Source organism: Bilifractor sp. LCP19S3_H10, from assembly GCF_052119185.1.
Classification (GTDB): Bacteria; Bacillota; Clostridia; order Lachnospirales; family Lachnospiraceae; genus Bilifractor.
Genome location: NZ_JBQKFT010000044.1, coordinates 1 through 3,721, shown reverse-complemented (window position 1 = coordinate 3,721; position 3,721 = coordinate 1). Strand labels below are relative to the sequence as shown.

Annotated in this window: 3 protein-coding genes, 1 tRNA gene and 1 rRNA gene; 3 read left to right on the top strand and 2 right to left on the bottom strand. The window is 48.7% G+C overall.

Annotated elements, in window-relative coordinates; all coding sequences use genetic code 11:
* Positions 1–90: ribosomal RNA gene (locus tag ACTQZS_RS15260) — 23S ribosomal RNA — on the top strand; the annotation flags it as partial.
* A gap of 135 nt (positions 91–225) precedes the next feature.
* Positions 226–296: transfer RNA gene (locus ACTQZS_RS15255), tRNA-Trp, on the top strand.
* Between the two features lie 75 nt (positions 297–371).
* Here ACTQZS_RS15255 and ACTQZS_RS15250 read toward each other — a convergent pair.
* Together ACTQZS_RS15250 and ACTQZS_RS15245 are read right to left on the bottom strand one after the other, a co-directional pair.
* Positions 372–1,223: an MBL fold metallo-hydrolase gene (locus ACTQZS_RS15250; protein WP_441476580.1), complete on the bottom strand. Its 852-nt coding sequence runs from the start codon at positions 1,221–1,223 to the stop codon at positions 372–374.
* 42 nt (positions 1,224–1,265) lie between these two features.
* The gene (locus ACTQZS_RS15245) at positions 1,266–2,147 is read right to left on the bottom strand and encodes a GH39 family glycosyl hydrolase (RefSeq protein WP_441476579.1); all 882 of its coding nucleotides are present in this window, start codon (positions 2,145–2,147) and stop codon (positions 1,266–1,268) included.
* A 389-nt stretch (positions 2,148–2,536) separates the two neighbouring features.
* Here ACTQZS_RS15245 and ACTQZS_RS15240 point away from each other — a divergent pair, with 389 nt between their 5' ends.
* Positions 2,537–3,541 carry a carbon-nitrogen hydrolase family protein gene (locus ACTQZS_RS15240; protein WP_441101556.1) on the top strand — a complete coding sequence of 335 codons (1,005 nt, stop codon included), beginning with the start codon at positions 2,537–2,539 and terminating at the stop codon, positions 3,539–3,541.
* Positions 3,542–3,721: the final 180 nt, after the last annotated feature.

Here is a 3,721-nt window from a genome sequence, read left to right as displayed (position 1 = left end):
CCCTTAAAGACGATAAGGTTGATAGGGCAGAGGTGGAAGTGCCGTAAGGCATGGAGCTGACTGTTACTAATCGGTCGAGGGTTTGACCTGAAGCATAAGTTGGAACGGAAGAGGGAGTCCGGAGACGGATTCTCGGGAAGAGTTTGTGTGTTCAGTTTTGAAGGTATGTGTTATGATTTATGTGTTGGTACATTAGCCAGGTCATTTACATATCTTGAGTAATACAGGGGATTGGTCAAATGGCATGACAGAAGTCTCCAAAACTTTTAGCGGGAGTTCGATTCTCTCATCCCCTGCTTTAATAAGCAGATGAAATCCGGCAAATGCTGAGAAATCAGTATTTGACGGATTTTTTTCACCCTCGATCAGACTTAAACCGACAATATGTAACCTTCTCCGGGAACAAAGATGTGAAAAGAAAGTTCCGGATGCAGGCGGTGGGCAAGATCCACAAAGGTTCCCGGGTTGATCTCGTTCACGTGGTACAGGTCCCAGTGCACGGGGATAAGCATGCCAGCATGCGTGTCTGCGGCAAGGGTAATTGCTTCCGTGCTGTCAAAGCAGCCAATAATGTCTTTCACGTTCCTCCGATAGTAATCCCGTCCGTTGACGGGAAGAATCAGTGCGTCGCAATTCATGATTCTGGATTCCAGGCCGTCGTATGGGCAGCAGTCGCCCGAGTGATAAATGGTGGCATGCCCGAAGGATATACGGTAGCCGACTTCCGCAAAGCCGCCCTGTTGATCCGGGTGGAGTTCTTCATGCGCGGCCGGAATCATCGTGAAGGATATTTTATGACCGGGATCGAGTACGGTCGGACTGTCAATGACGGGCTGCAGGATCTGTTTCGCGGGAACGCCGCAATCGGAATAGACGCTGCAGACAGAGGAAGGGCCGATGAAGATGGCTTTGTGGTTCACTTCTGCGATTTTACGGAGCGTCCAGGGATCTGCGTGATCAAAGTGGGCATGAGTGCAGAAAATGAAATCAAGAAAATCAAGACTCTCCGCCTGTATGGGAGCGGGATAGAGCCGTTTCCATCTGACGAGATCGGAGCTGCAGTTTTTGTCCACGTAGTCTGACAGATAGCCGTCAATCATAGTATAGGTGTTCTGGTATTTGATGATGAAACCGACCTGTCCGATGTAAAACAGAGCAGCCTGATTCGGAAGAAGCTCCATATTTAAAATTTTGTCACGCAAATCTGATCTTAATTCTTTCACTTCTCATTCCTCCTGGTATTATTCGAATCTGTTTTCTTGAATTTACCTATTGTCCCGTGTCATTGGTTCAACCACGGCGAGCCGTATCTCAAGGAACTCCAGCTTTTCATCGAAACACAGGACGCCGTCCTCTGTGGCGGCTGCGGTTCTTTCGCAGTAACCGGGTGCGGCCGCATTCCGGAGATATAATTCTTCGTCTTCTGTAAGGATATCCGGGGAACCGAACCGCACCCAGGCGTCAAAAACGCTTCCCGCGTCCCGGTTGATATAGGTTTCCCGGATACGCCAGGCTCCTTGCGGGAGATTCTCAATTCTTACATGTAAAATCTTAGGCTCTTTGTTGGCAAAGACGGTGTAGCGGTCCGTTCCTGTCATGTCAAATTTTTCCCCATTTGCGTATAGCGTTGAAAAATGCTGATAGTTGTACATAAGGATCTGGTAAGGGCCGTTTTCTTCTGTCATAAAATAGCCGTCGCCTCTTTCCACGAGATCGGAGCCAAGCTTTGCCAGCAGGAAGAAAGCAAAGTAGCTTGCCTTCGGGATTCCCTTCCGGGTAAAGAGTCCGCCGCCGAAGAACGGCAGCTCCGGAACCGGCGCATCGGACATGAGATCAGTGAGAGACCAGAAACCATAGCTGCTCAGCCGGTCATAGTTGTCCAGAATATTTTTCACGCGGGGCTGGCTGACATTGTCGTTGAACAGGTATTTATTCGGATGCAGAGCAAGAACCCGGGGCATGAAAGACAGCTGAATCCAGGGCTTGAGAGCGATGGAATGCAGAAAATCCAGCACCATATCCACATAGGCAAAATTGTAAACGGGATTTCCGGATGCATCGGCAGCAGCGACGAAGAGGCGGTCGGAAAAAATTCCGTTGAAGCGCAGGTATCGCATGCCTGTATCCTTCTTCAGGCGGAGGAGCATCTGCTGGACATTCGGGAGAAGGGGGTCGTCGGCGGAACCGACGGTCGCCAGATTTTTCCCTTGATCATATTAAAACATAAATGATAAATGGTTTTCAAGACATAAGAGCGGCAGAGAAACTCAAATACCGTATCAGGGACCGGCTGACACTGGTGCATCAAGAGCTGGTTGACATCGGTGCATCAGGGATCGATTGACAGGTGTGTATCAAGGATCAATTGACACCTATCAAGTACAGATTGATTTCTTTTTTTGAAAAATGGATATATATTATGAGCATCGAAGACAAAGGCGTCGGGAGAGGGAAACCTCACCGGTGCCTTTTTCTTTTATCCCGGGAGAAAAAAGTTAGCATTGTCAGCAGAATCTGGTAAAGGAGGAAATCAATCATGGCAAATTATCCGAAATACAAAGTAGCGGCAGTACAGGCGGCACCGGTTTATCTTGATCTTGCGGCGACGGTTGAAAAGTCTGTGAAGATCATTAAGGAAGCTGCCGACAACGGTGCAAAGCTGATCGGTTTTCCGGAGGGATTCCTGCCCGGATATCCCTGGTTTGCTTTCCTTGGAAGAGCACTTGACTATGTTCCGAGATTTTACCATCAGCTTTACCTCAACGCGGTAGAGGTCCCCAGCGATGCGCTTGCAAAAATCAGCCAGGCCGCAAGGGATAACGATATTTATGTATGCATCTCCGGATCGGAAAAAGACGGCGGATCCCTTTATCTCACGCAGTTCTGGTTTGACAACAAGGGAAATCTGATGGGCAAGCATCGGAAGATGAGAGTATCTGTCGCAGAACGTCTGATCTGGGGCGACGGTTCTGGTTCCCTGATGCCGGTATTCGATACGGAGCTTGGAAGACTCGGCGGATGCCAGTGCTGGGAGCATGATGTAGCTCTGGATATCGCAGCGATGAATGCTCAGAATGAGCAGGTTCATGTCGCTTCCTGGCCCGGATATTTCGATGATGATATCGCAAGCAAGGCATATGCGATACAGACCGGCGCATTTGTCCTGATGACCAGCTCCGTGTATGATGACCGTCTGTATAAGATGCTGTGCACCGATGAAAATGGCAAGCTTGAGGAGGACCGTCTGGCATATTTCAAGACATTGAAGCAGGGTCATACCGCGATCATCGGACCGGATGGAAATCTCAGAAGTGATTATGTTCCGTCCGGTGAGGAAGGCATTGCGTATGCGGATATTGATCTTGAAGATATCATCGATTACAAGTATGGATTCGATGCTGCCGGCCAGTATAGAAATCAGTATTTGACGCTGAACTTCTACAGAAAGCCGCATCCGTTCTGCAATTTCATCGGAGAGGGAGATCCGGAGCCGGTTTCCTATGATGAACTGCAGCCATACGCGGAGGATGAACAGAAGTAATTCTCAATGTATGCCTGAACCAGGATTTTTGCTGTCGGCATAGGCTGCATAAAGGATGAACAGAAGTAATCTCAATGTATGCCTGAACCAGGATTTTTGCTGTCGGCATAGGCTGCATAAAGGATGAACAGAAGTAATCTCAATGTATGCCTGAACCAGGATTTTTGCTGTCGGCATAGG